Raw genomic sequence first — 16698 nt, 5'->3', positions numbered from 1 at the left:
AAGCCCCAGTGTCCATCTGTCGGCACCATTGCGGTACGGGCGATGCCGTCATCACCCAGCCATCCCCGCGCGCTACACCACAAGAATGATTCTGTACAAACCCGGCACGCAATTTCTCTACAAAGGCAGAACGGTGAGCGTGGACTACGTCATCATCAAACGCACCGGTCTGTGGATTCGGTTGGCGCACAGCGAAGAGGTATGCCGCCCTGAAGATTTGACTCCCATCGCACCGCAGGGAGCGGGACTGGCGAGGTGAAAGAAAGGCCACACGCAGGGCACAGGCCCAGCGTGGCACCCCACCGGCAGGTCTACTTGAGCTGCTGGGACAACCACAACAGTCCCCAAACGATCGCCACCAGCTGAACCAGGTTGACAAAGAGCGCCGCCGAATGCACGCGGCGAAAGTGGTGAATCGCTCCGTCGCTACTCGCCTCGATCTGTGCACCGAGCTGCTGCATGGCTTGCAACAAGTGCTTGCGCAGCAGCGAGACGATGCAGGCATTGACCGCCACGCCGATGGCAAAGGGGTACCTGCCCCAAAGCGCATAACTGACAAACGCCCCCAGCGACGCCCAGAACGCAGCACGGTAGTACACGTTGAAAAACCCCCGAACGAACCGCGCGTCCAGTGGGGTGTCATGTTTCAGCGTAAGAAGCGGCAGACCACCCATCAAGAAGTAGGCGGTGGTGACCAGCAGGGCCACCGTGAAAAAGAACGATGCGTAGAGGGCCGACGACAACATCTTTCTCTCCTCGACATGGCTGGTCACTTCAGGCCGCAGGCCCGTACCCAATTTCTCCACCCTGCCCATGGATGCGGCAAGGTTCAGTAAAAACGCAGTCTAGGGGGCAGATGCGTTCTTGTGAATTGGGTTGGGTGAGGGGTGGTCAGCCACAGACATGTTGCTGCACTGGCCTTTGCGCACATTTCGCTGTTGTAGCTGCGCCGGGCCAAGAACTGGCGGAGACTGTGAGATTCGAACTCACGGACGGTTGCCCGTCGGCAGTTTTCAAGACTGCTGGTTTAAACCACTCACCCAAGTCTCCGGGAGGGAAGGCGCGAATTCTAGCCGACTGCGGGTGCTGATTTTTTCAGCATGCCCCGAGTCTCGATGAACTTGACCACATCGGCCACGCCGGCCAGGGTTTTGAGATTGGTCATCACAAACGGCTTGAGGCCCTGGGCGTTGGTGCGCATGCGGGTGGTGTCGGCGTGCATCACATCCAGGTTGGCGCCTACGTGGGGGGCCAGGTCGGTCTTGTTGATGATGAACAGGTCGCTTTTGGTGATGCCAGGGCCGCCCTTGCGGGGGATTTTTTCGCCAGCGGCCACGTCGATGACGTAGATGGTGAGGTCGCTCAGCTCGGGGCTGAAGGTGGCGGCCAGGTTGTCGCCGCCGCTTTCCACAAACACGATGTCGGCGTTGGGGAACTCACCCAGCATGCGGTCGATGGCTTCGAGGTTGATGGAGCAGTCCTCGCGGATGGCGGTGTGGGGGCAGCCGCCGGTTTCCACACCCAGGATGCGCTCTGCGGGCAGCGCGCCGCTCACGGTGAGCAGGCGCTGGTCTTCCTTGGTGTAGATGTCGTTGGTGATGGCGATGAGGTCGTAGTCATCGCGCATGGTCTTGCACAGCATTTCCAGCAGCGTGGTCTTGCCGGAGCCGACGGGGCCACCGATGCCCACGCGCAGGGGCGGCAGATTCTTGGTGCGGTTCGGGATGTGGTGCAGGTTGCTGGTGGTCATGATCGGAAGAGGCGGGAGTATTGGGTTTCGTGCTGGGCTGACAGGATGGCGAGCATGGGCGAAAAGGCCTGGCGCTCGCTGTCCATCAGCCCGATGGCATGGTCGGCTGCGGCTGGGATGGCATCGGCCAGCCGGGCCAGGATGCGCTGGCCGGCGCTTTGGCCCAGCTGCATGGATTTGAGGGCGGCCTGCACCATGTTCTCCGCCCAGCCAAAAGCGTAGGCCAGCAGGACGTCGCGCACGGGCGCCTGGGTGGTGGATGCGGCCAGTGCGAATGCCACAGGGTAGGTGGGGGGTAATGCGGCCAGGTGGCGCACGGCGGGCATCAGGGTCTCGTCGCCCTGGTTCTGATTGCGCAGCCAGTCGGCCATCGATCGGCCCATTTGCTCGGTCTGCAGGCGCAGTTCGCTCGTTTCTCGGGTGTGCAGCACCCAGTCGTTGAGTTCGCGCACATGCGCCCAGTCGGCGCGCCGCCACGCACCCACAGCCTTGGCGATGAGGGCCATGTCGCCCCGGGCCTGGGTGATGTGGAGCTGGTCCTGCAGCCAGTCACCCACGGCGGTTTCGCTGGCGAGGCCCACATTTTCAATGGCGCTTTCCAGCCCCTCGGAATAAGAAAACCCGCCCACCGGCAGTGCAGGGGAGGCCAGCCACATCAGCTGCAAAAAGCTGGCGGCCGGCAGCGGCGTGGGGCGGTCCAGGCGCATGGGCGTTGGCTCAGTGGTCGTGGTTGCAGTTCGGGCCGTGCACGTGCCCTTGGGCCACCACGGGGATGGACACCGTGCGGCCTCGGGCTGGGGGCGTGGCCGCAGCCGGTACCTCTGTGTGGGCGTGCCCGTGGTCATGGCCATGATCGTGCGCGTGACCATGCTCGTGGTCGTGATCGTGGCTATGGCCGTGACCCCCATGGTGGTGCCCGCCGCCATGCCCCGCAGCATAGGCACCGCCTTCGGGTTCAAACGGCAGGTTTTGCTCGTTCACGATGAGGTGCATGGCGCGCAGCATGTCGGCCAGCACGTGGTCAGGCTCGATCTTGAGGTGGTCGGGCTGCAGCTCGATGGGCACGTGGCGGTTGCCCAGGTGGTAGGCGGCGCGGGTCAGGTCAAACGGTGTGCCGTGGTGTTGGCAGTGGGTGATGACCAGCACCGGCTGCGGCGCTGCGATCACGCGCACCATGGAACCGTCTTCGGCCACCAGCACATCGCCGCCGCGCACCAGGGTGCCACGGGGCAGGAAGATGCCCAGTGCGCGTCCGGCCGAGTCGGTGGCTGCAAAGCGGCTTTTCTGGCGCACGTCCCAGTCCAGCTCGATGGTGGTGGCGCGCTTGAGCAGTACGGGAGCGAGGCCTTGGCCTTGGGGGAGAAGTTTGGAGACCTGGATCATGGCAAGAGGGAAGGGCGGAGCCGGAAAGGCGAGGTCAACATTGTGGCCCTGGCCGAAAGGCGATGCGCGGATGCGCTACAGGGCGCGGCTCATGTAGCGGCTGTGGGGATCGGGCCGGTAGCTGCCGAACGGTGCACAGTCGGTAAAGCCATAGCGCAGGTACAGCTGGTGCGCGGGTTCAAAGAAGGGCTGGGTGCCCGTTTCCAGGCTGATGCGCTGGTAGCCCAGGTCCACCGCCTGGCCCAGGATGTGTTCCAGCACGGCCCGGCCCACCCCCTGGCCACGCACGCTGGCTGCTGTGCGCATGGACTTGAGTTCGGCATGGTCGGCATCCAGGTGCTTGAGTGCACCGGTACCCACCAGCTCGCCCTCGCCGCGCCAGGCCGTCCAGAAGCGGATCTCAGGCTGGCGCAGTTGCACCATGTCGAGCGCGTGCACGCTCTCCGGTGGCGAGGTGGCACGCATGTCCTTCAAATGCTCCTGCATGAAGGCTTCGATGCGGGGATCGGTCAGGTCGTCCAGGCGGATCCGCAGGTCTTGCAGCAAGGCGTTCATGGGAAGCGACCTCAGAACAGGAAGTAGCGCTGTGCCATGGGCAGCACGGTGGCCGCTTCACAGGTGAGCAGCTGGCCGTCGGCGCGCACGGTGTAGGTCTGCGCGTCCACCTCCATCTTGGGCGTGTAGCTGTTGTGCACCATGTCGCGCTTGCGGATGCCGCGGATGTTGCGCACGGCGGAAAGCGTCTTGCGCAGGCCAAAGCGCTCGCCAATGCCAGCAGCCAATCCTGCCTGCGAGACAAAGGTGAGCGACGTTTTGGCGATGGCCCCGCCAAACGCGCCAAACATGGGCCGATAGTGCACGGGCTGCGGCGTGGGGATGGACGCGTTGGGGTCGCCCATCGCAGCCATGGCAATCAGTCCGCCCTTCAGGATCAGCGCGGGCTTGACGCCAAAGAACGCGGGCTTCCAGATCACGATGTCGGCCCACTTGCCGACTTCGAGAGAACCCACCTCGTGGCTGATGCCGTGCGCAATGGCGGGGTTGATGGTGTATTTGGCCACGTAGCGCTTGATGCGCGTGTTGTCGTTGCGGGCGGTGTCACCTTGCAGGCTGCCGCGCTGCACCTTCATCTTGTGCGCCGTCTGCCAGGTGCGCAGGATGACTTCGCCCACACGGCCCATGGCCTGGCTGTCGCTGCTCATCATGCTGATGGCGCCCAGGTCGTGCAGGATGTCTTCGGCCGCGATGGTCTCCTTGCGGATGCGGCTCTCGGCAAAGGCCAGGTCCTCGGCAATGCTCGCGTCCAGGTGGTGGCACACCATGAGCATGTCCACATGCTCGTCCAGCGTGTTGTGCGTGTACGGCATGGTGGGGTTGGTGGAGCTGGGCAGAAAGTTGTCTTCGCCCACCACGCGCAGGATGTCCGGTGCATGGCCGCCGCCCGCGCCCTCAGTGTGGAAGGCGCAGATCCCGCGCCCGCCCACGGCGGCAATGGTGTTCTCCACAAAGCCCGATTCGTTGAGCGTGTCGCTGTGGATGGCCACCTGCGTGTCGGTGGCTTCGGCCACATCCAGGCAGTTGCTGATGGCCGAGGGCGTGGTGCCCCAGTCTTCGTGCAGCTTCAGGCCAATGGCACCCGCGTTGATCTGCTCGTGCAGCGCATCGGGCAGGCTGGCGTTGCCCTTGCCGAGGAAGCCGAGGTTCATGGGGAAGGCGTCGGCGGCCTGCAGCATGCGCTCCATGTTGAAGGGGCCCGACGTGCAGGTGGTGGCCAGCGTGCCCGTGGCGGGGCCGGTGCCGCCGCCCAGCATGGTGGTCACGCCGCTGGCCAGGGCCTCTTCGATCTGCTGCGGGCAGATGAAGTGGATGTGGCTGTCGATGCCGCCTGCGGTGACGATGTTGCCCTCGCAGCTGATGACCTCCGTGCCGGGGCCGATGACGATGTCCACGCCGGGCTGGGTGTCGGGGTTGCCGGCTTTGCCGATGGCGGCGATGCGGCCTGCGCGCAGGCCGATGTCGGCCTTGAAGATGCCGGTGTGGTCTACCACCAGAGCGTTGGTCAGCACTGTGTCCACCGCGCCTTGTGCATTGCTGCGCTGGCTCTGTGCCATACCGTCGCGAATCGTCTTGCCGCCGCCAAACTTCACCTCTTCGCCGTAGCTGCCGGCGCGCAGGGTGTGGTCGGCCTCGACTTCGAGAATGAGTTCGGTGTCGGCCAGGCGCACGCGGTCGCCCACCGTGGGTCCGAACATCTCGGCGTAGGCGCGTCGTCCAATGGTTGCCATGTGAGGGGTGCTCCGCAAGAACGGTTTACTATGTTTTTGATAGCTGCTGGGGCAATTGATACCGGCGCTACCGGCCAATTGGGCTTGAAGTTGCTACAGCGGGCCCTGGGTCAGCCCCTGAAAGCCGAATACGCGGCGCTCGCCTGCGTAGTCCACCAGCTCCACGGTGCGCTCCTGTCCGGGTTCAAAGCGCACGGCGGTGCCGGATGCGATGTTGAGCCGCATGCCGCGTGCAGCCGCACGGTCAAAGCCCAGGGCGTCGTTGGTCTCGGCAAAGTGGTAGTGCGAGCCCACCTGGATGGGCCGGTCGCCGGTGTTGCGCACCACCACGGTCAGCGTACGGCGGCCGGTGTTGAGCGCGTGCTCGCCGGGTTCGGTAAAGAGTTCGCCTGGGATCATGGTCGGGTCCTTGAGGGGGAAGCTGCTGCTGTGTCGGTATGCATGACGCCAGTCAGACCTGTCAGGCCATCTGGGCCAGCAGGGCGCCACCCATCAGCGCCACGGCAGCGCCTGCAGCGCGGCTGAGCCACACGGTGCGATGGCGCAGTGCCCAGCCTGCCGCCAGCCCCGCGCCATGCAGCAGCACGGTGGCCGTCAGCATGCCCGCCAGGGTTTGCCAGGCGCTGTGGCTGCCCGCCAGCTCGACGCCGTGGGCCACGCCGTGAAAGACGGCAAACACGCCCACGCCCAGCGCGGCCATGAGGCCGGGCACGCGCAGGCGCGACACGACGAGCAGGCCCGTGGCCAGCAGCGACACGGCAATCATCGGCTCCACCGCAGGCAATGCCAGGCCCTGCAGGCCCAGCACGGCGCCTGCCAGCAACATGGCCGCAAAGCCCATGGGGCCCCACAGCAGTTCGCGTCCAGCATGGCGCGCGGACAGGGCGCTCCACAGGCCTACGGCCACCATGGCGGCCAGGTGGTCCAGGCCGAACAGGGGGTGGGCCAAGCCGCTCAGAAAACTGTTGTGGATGTGGGATTCAGCGCCGGTATGGGCGATGGCGCTAGAACTGATTGCACTGGCTGCTATGAAAAGAAGAGCGGCTGTGTGACGGTGTGAGAGTGTGATGCGCATGGGGGGCTCCACAGAGGGAAGGGGGACGTGTTGGGGAGGGGTCAGACGATCGGCTGATGGACGGTGACGAGCTTGGTGCCGTCGGGGAAGGTGGCCTCCACCTGGATGTCCGGAATCATCTCGGGGATGCCTTCCATCACGTCCGCGCGGGTCAGCACGGTGCGGCCTTCGCTCATGAGCTGCGCCACGGTCTTGCCGTCGCGCGCGCCTTCCATCACAGCGGCACTGATCAGGGCGACGGCCTCGGGGTAGTTGAGCTTCAGCCCCCGGGCCTTGCGGCGCTCGGCCAGCAGGGCGGCAGTGAAGATCAGCAGCTTGTCTTTCTCACGAGGGGTCAGTTCCATGTCGTTCTGCTCAATGTAAGGAGGGGTGGGCTCGTGTGGCGGGTTGTCCAGGCCGGACACACGGGGCAATCGTCATCGATGGCCATGCGGTCCGAAGGGCAGCGGATTCATCATAGGCAGCAAGCCCCGTGCCCGCCATACGCCAGAGGGCGAAGGTGCGCTGGACGTGAAGGCGAATCGTGGCATGGAAACTGCACTTGCAAGGGCTGCCGTCGTCCTTTGCCCATGCCCCTTTCCACCGCCCCCCTTGCACCGCCCGACGCGGCCTCGGCAGCAGCCTTGGGGCCGGATGCCGACGCGCAGGCGCCGCAGCAGGTCGTGAAGGTCCGGCGCGACTACAACAGCTGGGTGGCCACCGAGACCATGGAGGACTACGCGCTGCGCTACACCCCCCAGCGCTTTCGCAAATGGTCCGAATGGCGGGTGGCCAACACGGCGTTTGGTGCGGCCTCGTTCCTGATCCTGGAGGCCGTGGGCGCCACGCTGCTGGTGCAGTACGGCTTCATCAATGCCTTCTGGGCCATCGTGGCCACGGGGCTCATCATCTTCCTGGCGGGGCTGCCCATCAGCGTGTATGCGGCGCGCTATGGGGTGGACATGGACCTGCTCACGCGCGGCGCGGGCTTTGGCTACATCGGCTCCACGCTCACCTCGCTGATCTACGCCAGCTTCACTTTCATCTTCTTCGCGCTCGAAGCCGCCGTCATGGCCTATGCGCTGGAGCTGGCACTCGACATCCCGCCCACCTGGGGCTACCTCATCTGCGCCATTGTGGTGATTCCGCTGGTCACCCACGGTGTGTCAGCCATCAGCCGCCTGCAGGTGTGGACGCAGCCGCTGTGGCTGGTGATGCTGGTGGTGCCGTTTGCCTACGTGCTGGTGCGCGATCCTGGTGCGTTTTCCGGGGTTGTGCACTACGGTGGTGAATTGATGCGCGGCGCCACGTTCCAACTGCCCTTGTTTGGTGCGGCGCTCACGGTGGGCATTGCACTCATCACCCAGATGGGGGAGCAGGCTGACTACCTGCGCTTCATGCCCGCCCGCACGCCTGCCACGCGCGGGCGCTGGTGGCTGGGGGTGCTGGTGGGCGGGCCGGGCTGGGTGGTGCTGGGGGTTCTCAAGATGCTGGGCGGCGCGCTGCTCGCCTATCTGGCGCTCACCCACATGGTCCCCGCCGACCGGGCGGTGGACCCGAACCAGATGTACCTGGCCGCCTATGAATATGTGTTCCCCAACTACGGCTGGGCGGTGGCGGCCACGGCCTTGTTTGTGGTGGTCTCGCAGCTCAAGATCAACGTGACCAACGCCTACGCAGGCTCGCTGGCGTGGTCCAACTTCTTCTCGCGCCTCACGCACAGCCACCCGGGGCGGGTGGTGTGGGTGGTGTTCAACACGCTGATTGCCTTCATGCTGATGGAGATGAACGTGTTCCGCGCCATGGGCGAGGTGCTGGGGCTGTACTCCAACATTGCCATCGCCTGGATCATGTCCGTGGTGGCCGACCTCGTCATCAACAAGCCGCTGGGCCTGTCGCCCAAGGGCATCGAGTTCAAGCGCGCGCATCTGTACGACATCAACCCGGTGGGCGTGGGTTCGATGGCGCTGGCGTCCATCCTGTCCATCAGCGCGCACCTGGGGCTGTTCGGCCCGCTGCCGCAGGCGTTTTCGGCGGTGATTGCGATGGCGGTGGCCTTTGTCACCGCGCCGCTCATTGCCTGGGCCACCGGGGGGCGCTACTACATTGCGCGCCAGTCCGAGCCCGTTGCGCTGGCCGACGTGATGGCGGTGCCCCTGCATGGCCCGCTGCGCCGCAATGCCGAAGGGGGGCTGGGCGCAGAGGTGGGCAGCTACCGGCGCACCACCGTGCAGCGCTGCGTGATCTGCGAGCGCGAGTACGAAGCGCCCGACATGGCGCAGTGCCCCGCGTACCGGGGCGCCATCTGCTCGCTGTGCTGCACGCTGGATGCGCGCTGCGGCGACCTGTGCAAGCCCCACGCGAGCATGGCGGTGCAGTGGTCGGCCGCCTTGCGCTGGGTGCTGCCGCGCGCCATGTGGCGGTACCTGGACACGGGCCTGGGGCACTTTTTGCTGCTGATGCTGGTGATTGCGCCGCTGCTGGCCTCGGTTATGGGCCTGCTGTACCACCAGGAGCTCAACACCATCGCCCAGGCGGCCACGGACACCGAGGTGATGGCTGCACCCGAAGTGGCGCTGCGCTCGGGTCTGCTCAAGGCGTATCTCGCGCTGCTGGTCATCTCGGGCATCGTTGCCTGGTGGCTGGTGCTGGCGCACAAGAGCCGCCAGGTGGCGCAGGAGGAATCCAATCGCCAAACCGGCCTCTTGGTGCGCGAGATCGAGTTGCACCGCCAGACCGACGAGGCGCTGCAGACAGCGCGCAGCGTGGCCGAGCAGGCGCGCCAGGTGGCCGAGGCGGCCCAGCGCGCGGCCGACCAGGCCAACCAGGCCAAGAGCCGCTACATCAGCGCCATCAGCCACGAGATCCGCACGCCGCTCAACTCCATCCTGGGCTATGCCCAGCTCATGGGCGAAGACGCGGGCGTGCCGCCGCACCGCAAGCAGGCGGTGCATGTGATCCGCCGTGGCGGCGAGCATTTGTTGTCGCTCATCGAAGGCACGCTCGACATCGCGCGCATCGAGTCGGGAAAGCTCACGCTCGACGTGGCGCCCATGCGCTTTGCCGACGGGCTGCACGAGATGGCCAGCCTGTTCGAACTGCAAGCTGCCGCCAAGGGCCTGGCGTTCACGTTTGATGTGCAAGGCGTGATTCCGGAAGTGGTGCGTGCCGATGACAAGCGGCTGCGCCAGATCCTCATCAACCTGCTGGGCAACGCCGTCAAGTTCACGGCGCACGGCACTGTCACGCTGCGCGTGCGCCATGCGCGCGAGATGGCACGCATCGAGGTGCAGGACACGGGGCCGGGCCTCACGGCCGAGGAGATCGAGCGCATCTTCGAGCCCTTTGCACGCGGCGGCTCGGGCGGCGGCAGCACCACGGCCGCGCCGGGCGCAGGCCTGGGCCTGACCATTGCCAAGATGCTCACCGCGCTCATGGGCGGCGAGCTGACGGTGAGCAGCACGCCGGGCGTAGGCTCGGTGTTCCACGTCAAGCTGTTCCTGCCCGAGGTGCATGGGGATGTGCTGGGCAAGGCGGCGGCGCCCGTGGCGGTGCAAGCCCAGCGCGCCCGCAGGGGGTATGTTGGCGAGCGCCGCCGCATCCTGGTGGTGGACAACGAGGAGCCCGACCGCGAACTGCTGCTGCAACTGCTGGAACCCTTGGGCTTTGAGCTGCGCCAGGCGGCCAGCGGCCACGACGCGCTGGACCTGCTGGCCACGGGCTACCGGCCGCATGCCATCTTCATGGACCTGGCCATGCCGGGCATCGACGGCTGGGAGACGCTGCGACGTGTGCGGCAGATGCGGTTGCCGGACGTGCAATGTGCCATCGTCTCCGCCAATGCCTTCGACAAGGCGCTCGATAATGACGTGGAGATCAGCCCCGAAGACTTCATCGTCAAGCCCGTGCGCCACAGCGAGCTGCTGGACTGGCTGGAGCGCCGCCTGGGCCTGCAATGGCAATACGACGAGGCTGCCGAGGCCCCCACCGGGCCAGCGCCCACAGCGGCCTCTGCGGCGCCCGCACCCCTCACATACCCCGATACCACTGCGCTGGCGGCTTTGGCGCAGGCAGTGTCTTTGGGCTACTACCGGGGCATTCTCAACACCCTGGATGACATTGAACGCAGCCAGCCCGCGCACAGCGCTTTTGTGGACACCATGCGGCAGCTGGCCAAGCAGTTCCAGTTCGATGCCATGGGCCAGATCCTGGAACAGGCACCCTCGTGATGACCACCGCTAACCCACCTTCCTTCCAGGCCCCGGGCGCGCCGGGTGCCGCGCTGGACCGCACCGACAGCGATGTGGTGCTGATCGTGGACGACGTGCCGGACAACCTGGCCGTCTTGCACGACGCGCTCGATGAGTCGGGCTACACCGTGCTGGTGGCCACGCATGGCGAGGCCGCCTTGCAGCGCGCCGCGCAGGCCCTGCCCGACATCGTGTTGCTGGACGCGATGATGCCCGGCGTGGACGGCTTTGAAGTGGCCCGGCGCTTGAAGGCATCGCCCGTCACGGCACACATTCCCATCATCTTCATGACCGGCCTGACCGAGACCGAACACTTGGTCGCCGCGCTGGAGGCGGGCGGCGTGGACTACGTCACTAAGCCCATCAAGCCGCGCGAGGTGATGGCGCGCATGGGGGTGCACCTGGGCTCTGCCCGCAAGGCCCGGCAGGACGCGCGCCAGGCCCGCGAGGCGCGCAACGCGCTGGATGCCTTCGGCTACGCCAGCATCACCGTGCGCGCGGTGGACGGCCGCATCGTGTGGCAGACCCCGCTGGCGCGCGAGCTGCTGCAAAGTTACTTTGGTGAAGTGGGCCCGGACGGCGCGCCCACCGCCTTCGGCCAATGGGCGCCCGAGCCGGTGCAGGCCTGGCTGCGTCGCCATGTGCTGGCCGACAACGCGGCCGAGCTGCTGGCCGCTTCGCTGGCCGAGCCCCCGCGCCTTGCGGTGGAGCAGGGTGCCCGCAGGCTGACCTTCCGCCTGCACCAGCAGGCTGGCGACAGCGCCGGGGGCGGCGACTGGCTCATCGTGATGCGCGAGGTGTCGGATGCCAAGATCATCGAATCCATGAGCCTGTCCTTCAAGCTCACCGCGCGCGAGGCCGAGGTGCTGTACTGGGTGGTCAAGGGAAAGATCAACCGCGACATCGGCGACATCCTGGGCGCCAGCCCTGCCACCGTCAAGAAGCACCTGGAGCGTGTGTTTGCCAAGCTGGGGGTGGAAACACGCACTGCTGCAGCGGCCATGGCCATGAACCGCATCCGGCAGTTGCATCCCCAGTTTGAAGGGTGACCGTCGGGACCAAAAAAACGCATTGACCTCGTCATGTTGCAGCGCAATAATCGCGCACCTTCATTTCCGGAGCCCCAGCGTGGAAAGTGCCAGTTGTTGCAGTGAACCCCAGCAAGCCGTGACGGCTGCTGCCTGCCAGGCCTCCTGACGCCCGCTCCTGGGCCGTGGATTGCCTTGTGCAAGCTCCGGCCCCGTCTCTCCCAGCCCCTGTTGTACCCCGTGCGCCCCCGTCGGCCATGGCGGTGTGGGTGGCTTTACCGTCTTGCCGCTTTGCTGCATCTGTGCCGTCTGCACGGGCCGCGCCCCTTTGGCTGGGGCATGTCCCGCCTGCTGTGACGGTGCCCCCTGGCGCCCATCTGCGTCTGCGTGCTCCGCCCTGCCTGCCAAGGACAACGGCCATGCGTTTTTTTGTTGTGGATCTGCCCCGCCTTTTCCAGCGTGCGGTGGCGCCTGGCGCTGAACGCGCCGAGCATGCTGCATTGCTGCCTTCAGGCGCACAGGGCCCTGCCCATGGGGCCGCTGACAGCCTGCAAGCCGTGGCCGAACTTGACGGCACCACGTTGTGGCCCACGCACCGCATTCGCTGCTACCTGCATGGCCAGCCGCCTGCGCGGGCATTGCGCCGCCGGGCGCGGCCGCTTTAAGCCGGCCCAGCCTGTATTGCAACCACTACCCAGGAGGCCCCATGGACCCAGACCCGCGCAGGCGCTCCGAAGCGCCGCCCCACACCACATCCCCATTGAACTTTGCATACCAGGCCCAGGGCCCGGGGCGATGGCTCGCGTGACGGCGTGAGCCTCACGCCTCTGGCCGGTGCTGGCCAGAAGGAGTGACTCACCATGTTCCGTTTCATCAACATTTCTGCGCACACGGCACCGCTGCCCGTGACGCGCAACGCCGTCAGCGCTTGCTGCTAGGGAGACCGCCATGAGCTTCCTGCACCACCTGTTCGATCGCTTTCTGCACACCCGCCATGTGACGCGCCACTTTGCGCGGCGGCTGATCCTGGACACGCTGACCCTGGGCCGCGCGCCCACCCCCGCCACCTCGCCCGACCTGCTCAGCCGCGAGCTGCAGCGCGCCGCCAGCGATGACCTGCCCCCACTGATCGAGCGCCTGCAGTCCGACCCTGCGGGTCTGAGTGACGCCCAGGCCGCCGCCGCCCTGGCCCAGCACGGCCCCAACGAGGTGGAGCACGAAAAGCCGCTGCCCGCCTGGCTGCACCTGTGGCACTGCTACAAGAATCCGTTCAACGTGCTGCTCACGGTGCTGGCACTGATCTCGTACCTCACCGAGGACCACGAGGCCACCGTCGTGATTCTGGCCATGGTGGTGCTCTCCACGCTGCTGCGGTTTGTGCAGGAGGGCCGCTCCAACCGCGCGGCCGAGCGCCTCAAGTCGCTGGTCAGCAACACCGCCACGGTGCTGCGCCGCAGCGGCGCGGAGGCCGCAGCCACGCCGCGCGAACTGCCCATCCACCAGCTGGTGCCGGGCGACCACATCGTGCTGTCGGCGGGCGACATGATCCCGTCGGACTGCCGCGTGCTCACGGCCAAGGACCTGTTCGTGAGCCAGTCGGCCATGACGGGCGAATCGCTGCCGGTCGAAAAATTTGCCGAGCGCAGCCAGCCCGGCACGAGTGCGCTGGACGCCACCAACCTGCTGTTCATGGGCACCAACGTGGTCTCGGGCTCGGCCACGGCGCTGGTGGTGGCCACGGGCAACCACACCTACTTTGGCACGTTGGCCACCCGCGTCACGGCCACCGACCGCACGCCCACCGCGTTCCAGGCAGGCGTCAACAGCGTGAGCTGGCTGCTGATCCGCTTTGCGCTGGTCATGGTGCCCATCGTGCTGGTGGTCAACGGCTTTACCAAGGGCGACTGGCTGGAGGCGTTTCTGTTTGCGCTGTCGGTGGCCGTGGGCCTCACGCCCGAGATGCTGCCCATGATCGTGACCAGCACGCTGGCCAAGGGCGCCGTGCTGCTGTCGCGCAAGAAGGTGGTGGTCAAGCGGCTGGACGCGATCCAGAACTTTGGCGCCATGGACGTGCTGTGCACCGACAAGACCGGCACGCTCACACAGGACAAGATCTTTCTGGAGCGCCACACCGACGTGTTTGGCCACAACAGTGACGAGGTGCTGGCCTTTGCCTACCTCAACAGCCACTACCAGAGCGGCCTGAAGAACCTGCTGGACCACGCCGTGCTGGAGCATGTGGAGCTGCAGACCGACCTGCGCCTGGCGCAGGACTACCGCAAGGTCGATGAGGTGCCGTTCGACTTCGTGCGCCGGCGCATGTCGGTCATCGTCAGCGAGCGCAACGACCACCACGAGCTCATCTGCAAGGGTGCGGTGGAGGAGATGCTGGACGTGTGCACCCATGTCCGTGTGGTGGAAGACACCGGCGCGCAAGACCTGCCGCTGGACGCCACCCTGCGCGCACGGGTGCTGGAGGTGACGCGCGGTCTGAACAACGAGGGCCTGCGCGTGGTCGCCGTGGCCATGAAGGAGACGCCGCCCCAGCAGACGGTGTACAGCGTGGCCGATGAATCGGGCCTCACGCTGATCGGCTACGTGGCGTTTCTGGACCCACCGAAGGAATCCACCGCCCCTGCGCTCAAGGCGCTGGCCGCGCACGGTGTGGCCGTGAAGGTGCTGACCGGCGACAACGAGCTGGTGACGCTCAAGGTCTGCCGCGAGGTGGGCCTGGCGGTGCAGGGCGTGTTGCTGGGCAAGGACGTGGACGCCATGGACGACGCCACCTTGGCGCGCGCAGCCGACACCCACAACGTGTTTGCCAAGCTCTCGCCACTGCACAAGGAGCGGCTGGTGCGCGCGCTGCGCGCGGGCGGCCATGTGGTGGGCTTCATGGGTGACGGCATCAACGACGCCCCCGCGCTGCGTGCGGCCGACATCGGCATCAGCGTGGACAGCGCGGTGGACATTGCCAAGGAGGCGGCCGACATCATCCTGCTGGAGAAAAGCCTGATGGTGCTGGAAGAGGGCGTGATGGAAGGCCGCAAGACCTTCAGCAACATGCTCAAGTACATCCGCATGACGGCCAGCTCCAACTTCGGCAATGTGTTCTCGGTGCTGGTGGCCAGCGCGTTCCTACCCTTCCTGCCCATGCTGCCGCTGCACCTGCTGGTGCAGAACCTGCTGTACGACCTGTCGCAGATCGCCATCCCGTTTGACAACGTGGACGAGGAGCTCATCCGCAACCCGTTGAAGTGGAACCCCAGCGACATCGGCCGCTTCATGGTGTTCTTCGGGCCCATCAGCTCGGTGTTCGACATCACCACCTTCGCCGTCATGTGGCACGTGTTTGGTGCCAACAACGTCGAGGCGCAGACGCTGTTCCAGTCGGGCTGGTTCGTGGTGGGGCTGCTCACGCAGACGCTGATCGTGCACATGATCCGCACGCCCAAGCTGCCCTTTGTGCAAAGCGTGGCCTCGGTGCCGCTGCTTGCAGCCACGGTGCTCATCATGGCGGTGGGCATCTTCATCCCCATGGGGCCGCTGGCCGGGCACTTCAAGCTGCAGGCGCTGCCGCTGGCTTACTTTCCGTGGCTGGTGGGCATTCTGGCGGGCTACGTGCTGCTGACGACCGTGATGAAGCGCTGGTACGTGCGGCGCTACGGCTGGCAGTGAGCGGGCGCCTGGCGCGGGCCCGGGTCAGCGCGCCAGCGCCTGCTCCAGTTGCTGCTTGTTCATCCGGGAGCGACCCCGGATGTTCTCTCGCTTGGCGTCCTCGTACAACTGCTCGCGCGTGCGGCCCTGCGGGCCGCGGTGTGAGTTTTTGCCGCCGCGCACAGGGGCCGGCGTGGCTTTCAGGGTCTTGGGGTTGGCCGTGCGGGCTTCGCCATGTTGCGCGCGCTCCTTGTTCACGGTGCGCGCGGCAATCTCTTCGGCGGTGCTTTCGCTCTCACCGCGTTCCAGCAGGCTGTCCTTGATGTGTTCGTACTGGCGCTCGCGTTTGGCGCTCCAGGCTGCACGTGGCATTGGGGGCTCCTTTCCGATCAACAGCTGGGTTTTTCAGCTTAGGCCTGTGACCGGGAAGCATCGTCAGTACTTCGTGACGGCGTTTGTAGGACGGGCCCGCTGGGCTGGCCGGAGGAGCGCCGCAGGCACTTCGGGCGCATATTTGAGAAAAAGTGGCTGCAAGCGCTAGTGTTTCATGCGCTGGCAGCTATCTTTTTTGTAGTGTTTCTACATCCCCAGCGACTTGAGCAGCGCATCCGTGTCGTCCTGGCCGGCTGGCGGTGGGGCGGGCACGGGCGGTGCTTCTTGCGACTGGGCCATCAGCGCGTCCGGGTCGGGAGCTTCCTGCGCTTCAAAGTCGTAGAGCTTGATGAACTCGGTGCGGTCGATGGCGAGTTCCAGGTAGAAGATGTTGTTGTTGCTGGTGTAGAAGGTCACGCGCCGGGCCTCGGGCTTGTCGAGGTTGGCGTCCACCGACAGCTGCACCTGCTTGTTCAGCACCAGCATCTTGGGCTGGTTTTGTGTGATGTGGGTCTGCAGCTCGCGGCGCACCTTGCCGGTGAAGTCGCCCACCACCTGGTTCATCAGCTCGCCCATCACGTTGCTGACCTCGTCGGAGGTGTAAGAGCTGACCAGGTCATCCTTGGACATGCCCATGTTCAGCAGGTAGTTGGCGTACAGCTCCATCGCCGCCTGGCCTGAGAAATTGATGATCACCAACCCCGAGAAGCCGCCGTCAAACAGCACAAAGCAGCCAATGTCGGGTTTCAGGCAGGTCTTGCTGATGCGCTGCACCATGCCGGAATAGTGGATCTGGCTGTGTGTAGCCACGCCCAGCACGCGGGTGACGGAGTTGCACAGGCTGATCAAAAGGTCTTCGGTACCGTAAACGGGGGATTTTTCGGGGGTGCTCATGGTGGGGGTAGCGGAAAACAACTTGGTG

General features: G+C 65.8%; 15 protein-coding genes and 1 tRNA gene. 4 read left to right on the top strand and 12 right to left on the bottom strand.

What is annotated here, in order from left to right; genetic code table 11:
* Positions 1–311: 311 nt before the first annotated feature.
* The 10 genes from ATF69_RS21945 to ATF69_RS21900 all read right to left on the bottom strand — a co-directional run bounded on the left by ATF69_RS21945 (position 312) and on the right by ATF69_RS21900 (position 6837).
* Positions 312–815: a hypothetical protein gene (locus tag ATF69_RS21945; protein WP_235509336.1), complete on the bottom strand. Its 504-nt coding sequence runs from the start codon at positions 813–815 to the stop codon at positions 312–314.
* A gap of 147 nt (positions 816–962) precedes the next feature.
* Positions 963–1050 (bottom strand) — tRNA-Ser (locus ATF69_RS21940).
* A gap of 19 nt (positions 1051–1069) precedes the next feature.
* Entirely contained in the window at positions 1070–1750 is a 681-nt protein-coding gene (gene ureG / locus ATF69_RS21935; protein ID WP_099729393.1) for an urease accessory protein UreG, read from the bottom strand.
* Positions 1747–2457 (bottom strand): urease accessory protein UreF, encoded by a 711-nt coding sequence (locus ATF69_RS21930; RefSeq protein ID WP_146872275.1) that lies wholly within the window; start codon positions 2455–2457, stop codon positions 1747–1749. The genes ureG and ATF69_RS21930 overlap by 4 nt, the downstream gene beginning before the upstream one ends.
* A 10-nt stretch (positions 2458–2467) precedes the next feature.
* Positions 2468–3133, bottom strand: coding sequence for an urease accessory protein UreE (gene ureE, locus ATF69_RS21925; protein WP_146872274.1), 666 nt, complete (start codon positions 3131–3133; stop codon positions 2468–2470).
* 75 nt (positions 3134–3208) lie between these two features.
* Positions 3209–3688: a GNAT family N-acetyltransferase gene (locus ATF69_RS21920; protein WP_146872273.1), complete on the bottom strand. Its 480-nt coding sequence runs from the start codon at positions 3686–3688 to the stop codon at positions 3209–3211.
* 11 nt (positions 3689–3699) lie between these two features.
* Complete coding sequence (gene ureC / locus ATF69_RS21915) at positions 3700–5418, bottom strand: urease subunit alpha (RefSeq protein ID WP_056060582.1); 1719 nt, start codon at positions 5416–5418, stop codon at positions 3700–3702.
* A gap of 93 nt (positions 5419–5511) precedes the next feature.
* A complete protein-coding gene (locus ATF69_RS21910) occupies positions 5512–5817 on the bottom strand; it encodes an urease subunit beta (protein WP_146872272.1) in 306 nt (101 codons plus the stop codon).
* Between the two features lie 61 nt (positions 5818–5878).
* Complete coding sequence (locus ATF69_RS21905) at positions 5879–6493, bottom strand: HupE/UreJ family protein (protein ID WP_146872271.1); 615 nt, start codon at positions 6491–6493, stop codon at positions 5879–5881.
* A 41-nt stretch (positions 6494–6534) separates the two neighbouring features.
* Entirely contained in the window at positions 6535–6837 is a 303-nt protein-coding gene (locus tag ATF69_RS21900; protein WP_015012806.1) for an urease subunit gamma, read from the bottom strand.
* Positions 6838–7062: 225 nt separating this feature from the next.
* On the opposite strand from ATF69_RS21900, the gene ATF69_RS21895 reads away from it, so the two are divergent.
* The 4 genes from ATF69_RS21895 to mgtA all read left to right on the top strand — a co-directional run bounded on the left by ATF69_RS21895 (position 7063) and on the right by mgtA (position 15425).
* On the top strand, positions 7063–10701 hold the full coding sequence (locus ATF69_RS21895) for a hybrid sensor histidine kinase/response regulator (protein WP_146872270.1): 3639 nt from the start codon (positions 7063–7065) through the stop codon (positions 10699–10701).
* Positions 10701–11771 carry a response regulator gene (locus tag ATF69_RS21890; protein WP_146872269.1) on the top strand — a complete coding sequence of 357 codons (1071 nt, stop codon included), beginning with the start codon at positions 10701–10703 and terminating at the stop codon, positions 11769–11771. The genes ATF69_RS21895 and ATF69_RS21890 overlap by 1 nt, the downstream gene beginning before the upstream one ends.
* Positions 11772–12169: 398 nt before the next feature.
* Positions 12170–12415: a hypothetical protein gene (locus tag ATF69_RS21885; RefSeq protein ID WP_146872268.1), complete on the top strand. Its 246-nt coding sequence runs from the start codon at positions 12170–12172 to the stop codon at positions 12413–12415.
* Between the two features lie 283 nt (positions 12416–12698).
* Positions 12699–15425 carry a magnesium-translocating P-type ATPase gene (mgtA, locus tag ATF69_RS21880; protein ID WP_146872267.1) on the top strand — a complete coding sequence of 909 codons (2727 nt, stop codon included), beginning with the start codon at positions 12699–12701 and terminating at the stop codon, positions 15423–15425.
* A 24-nt stretch (positions 15426–15449) separates the two neighbouring features.
* On the opposite strand, the gene ATF69_RS21875 is transcribed toward mgtA, so the two are convergent.
* Positions 15450–15776, bottom strand: coding sequence for a hypothetical protein (locus ATF69_RS21875; protein ID WP_056060603.1), 327 nt, complete (start codon positions 15774–15776; stop codon positions 15450–15452).
* 207 nt (positions 15777–15983) lie between these two features.
* Entirely contained in the window at positions 15984–16670 is a 687-nt protein-coding gene (locus ATF69_RS21870; protein ID WP_056062049.1) for a DUF3334 family protein, read from the bottom strand.
* Positions 16671–16698 lie beyond the last annotated feature (28 nt).

Origin of the sequence: Acidovorax delafieldii, assembly GCF_007993815.1 — a bacterium.
In the GTDB taxonomy this organism is placed as follows: Bacteria; Pseudomonadota; Gammaproteobacteria; order Burkholderiales; family Burkholderiaceae_C; genus Acidovorax; species Acidovorax delafieldii.
Note: the sequence above shows the minus strand (reverse complement) of the source record. Positions and strands in the feature narration are given on the sequence as shown.

What these genes read in the sequence shown, in the direction of transcription:
- ATF69_RS21945 (WP_235509336.1), bottom strand. Translation starts at nt 815, where the DNA reads ATGGGCAGGGTGGAGAAATTGGGTACGGGCCTGCGGCCTGAAGTGACC.
- ureG (WP_099729393.1), bottom strand. Translation starts at nt 1,750, where the DNA reads ATGACCACCAGCAACCTGCACCACATCCCGAACCGCACCAAGAATCTG.
- ATF69_RS21930 (WP_146872275.1), bottom strand. Translation starts at nt 2,457, where the DNA reads ATGCGCCTGGACCGCCCCACGCCGCTGCCGGCCGCCAGCTTTTTGCAG.
- ureE (WP_146872274.1), bottom strand. Translation starts at nt 3,133, where the DNA reads ATGATCCAGGTCTCCAAACTTCTCCCCCAAGGCCAAGGCCTCGCTCCC.
- ATF69_RS21920 (WP_146872273.1), bottom strand. Translation starts at nt 3,688, where the DNA reads ATGAACGCCTTGCTGCAAGACCTGCGGATCCGCCTGGACGACCTGACC.
- ureC (WP_056060582.1), bottom strand. Translation starts at nt 5,418, where the DNA reads ATGGCAACCATTGGACGACGCGCCTACGCCGAGATGTTCGGACCCACG.
- ATF69_RS21910 (WP_146872272.1), bottom strand. Translation starts at nt 5,817, where the DNA reads ATGATCCCAGGCGAACTCTTTACCGAACCCGGCGAGCACGCGCTCAAC.
- ATF69_RS21905 (WP_146872271.1), bottom strand. Translation starts at nt 6,493, where the DNA reads ATGCGCATCACACTCTCACACCGTCACACAGCCGCTCTTCTTTTCATA.
- ATF69_RS21900 (WP_015012806.1), bottom strand. Translation starts at nt 6,837, where the DNA reads ATGGAACTGACCCCTCGTGAGAAAGACAAGCTGCTGATCTTCACTGCC.
- ATF69_RS21895 (WP_146872270.1), top strand. Translation starts at nt 7,063, where the DNA reads ATGCCCCTTTCCACCGCCCCCCTTGCACCGCCCGACGCGGCCTCGGCA.
- ATF69_RS21890 (WP_146872269.1), top strand. Translation starts at nt 10,701, where the DNA reads ATGACCACCGCTAACCCACCTTCCTTCCAGGCCCCGGGCGCGCCGGGT.
- ATF69_RS21885 (WP_146872268.1), top strand. Translation starts at nt 12,170, where the DNA reads ATGCGTTTTTTTGTTGTGGATCTGCCCCGCCTTTTCCAGCGTGCGGTG.
- mgtA (WP_146872267.1), top strand. Translation starts at nt 12,699, where the DNA reads ATGAGCTTCCTGCACCACCTGTTCGATCGCTTTCTGCACACCCGCCAT.
- ATF69_RS21875 (WP_056060603.1), bottom strand. Translation starts at nt 15,776, where the DNA reads ATGCCACGTGCAGCCTGGAGCGCCAAACGCGAGCGCCAGTACGAACAC.
- ATF69_RS21870 (WP_056062049.1), bottom strand. Translation starts at nt 16,670, where the DNA reads ATGAGCACCCCCGAAAAATCCCCCGTTTACGGTACCGAAGACCTTTTG.